Origin of the sequence: Arthrobacter sp. SO3, from assembly GCF_020532825.1 — a bacterium.
Lineage (GTDB): Bacteria > Actinomycetota > Actinomycetes > Actinomycetales > Micrococcaceae > Arthrobacter.
In genome coordinates this window covers 1-1,337 of sequence record NZ_MQTS01000219.1, presented here as the reverse complement: position 1 = coordinate 1,337, position 1,337 = coordinate 1, and the positions used below count along the sequence as shown (strand labels likewise).

The following is a 1,337-nucleotide window of genomic DNA, read 5'->3' as shown; positions in this document are numbered from 1 at the left end:
TTCGGCCTTGAACAGTGAGTTGAACGCCTCGGCGAGGGCATTGTCATAGCTATCGCCCTTGGACCCAACGGAGGCCACCGGGGACCGGGGTGTAGGTGGTTCCGTCGCGGAGCATGGCCCAGAGGACGTTGAGTCGGCGGCGGGCGAGGGAGAGCATGGCTTGGATGTGGGTTTTCCCTTCGGTGCGCTTCCGGTCGTAGTAGGTGCGCGAGGCGGGGCAGCTTTTCAGGGCCGAGAGCCCGGAGAGGTAGAACACCCTGAGGAGCCGGCGGTCGTAGCGGCGGGGGCGGTGGTGGTTGCCGGTGATCCGGCCTGAGTCCCGGGGTGCAGGGGCGAGTCCGGCGACGCCGGCGAACCGGTCCGCGGTTTCGAAGACGGTGAGGTCTCCGCCGGTGGCGCCGAGGAACTCCGCGGCCAGGACGGGTCCGAAGCCGGGCATGCTGAACAAGGTTTGGGTGTGCCGGTGTTCGGTGACTTTCTCACTGATTAGCGCATCGAGCTCGGCGAGTTCCTCGTTCAGGGTGATGATTTCCCGGGCGAGGGCGGCGACGATCTGTTCTCCGAGGTGCTGGGCCGGGACGGTGGTGTGCTGGGATTTCGCGGCGTCGATGACGGCCTGGGCGACCGCGGCGGACGAGCGGGTGCCGTGTATCTTCAGCCAGGCGTGCAGTCTGGTCTGGCCGGTGCGGCGGATCCCGTCCGGGGTGCGGTGTTTGGTGAGCAGCAGCAGGGCGGCTTTGGAGCGGCTGTAGTCAAAGGCCCGCTCCAGGGCGGGGAAGTATTCGAGCAGCTGGGCCTGGAGGCGGTTGATCGCCCGGACTCGGTCCGCGGATTTGTCGGCCCGGCGGGTGGTGAGGATCCGCAGGCCGGTGCTGATCTCGTCCCCGGCCCGCAGCGGCTGCAGGTCCCGGCGCATCCGGGCCTGGTCAGCTATTACAGCAGCGTCTTTCGCGTCCGTTTTTCCCTCGCCGCGGTAGCGCTTGGAGGCGTGGTGGACGATTCGGCCCGGGATGTAGAGGATGTTCTGGCCGTGGGCGATGAGGATGGCGATCAGCAGCGCCGGTCCGCCGTGGTTCAGGTCGGTGGCCCAGATGACCTCGTCCCCGCCGGCCAGTGTCAGGACGGTGGCGATGAGCTCGAGCAGGGCGGGTTCGTCGTTGGGGATTTTTTGCGAGAGCAGACGGTTTCCGTCGGCGTCGATCACGACGCAGTGATAGTGGGCTTTGCCGGCGTCGATGCCGGCCCACAATTTCGCCAAGGTTACGTCCCGTGGAGTGGTGTAGATCTCAGCAGTTACGCGTTGCTCCGGCAACGTAGTGAGCCATCGTGCGATGGTC

At 66.6% G+C, this 1,337-nt stretch carries 1 protein-coding gene; it reads right to left on the bottom strand.

Annotated features, from left to right (window positions below; all coding sequences use genetic code 11):
• Positions 1 to 49: 49 nt before the first annotated feature.
• Positions 50 to 1,258, bottom strand: coding sequence for an IS110 family transposase (locus tag BJQ90_RS19320; RefSeq protein ID WP_226761820.1), 1,209 nt, complete (start codon positions 1,256 to 1,258; stop codon positions 50 to 52).
• Positions 1,259 to 1,337 lie beyond the last annotated feature (79 nt).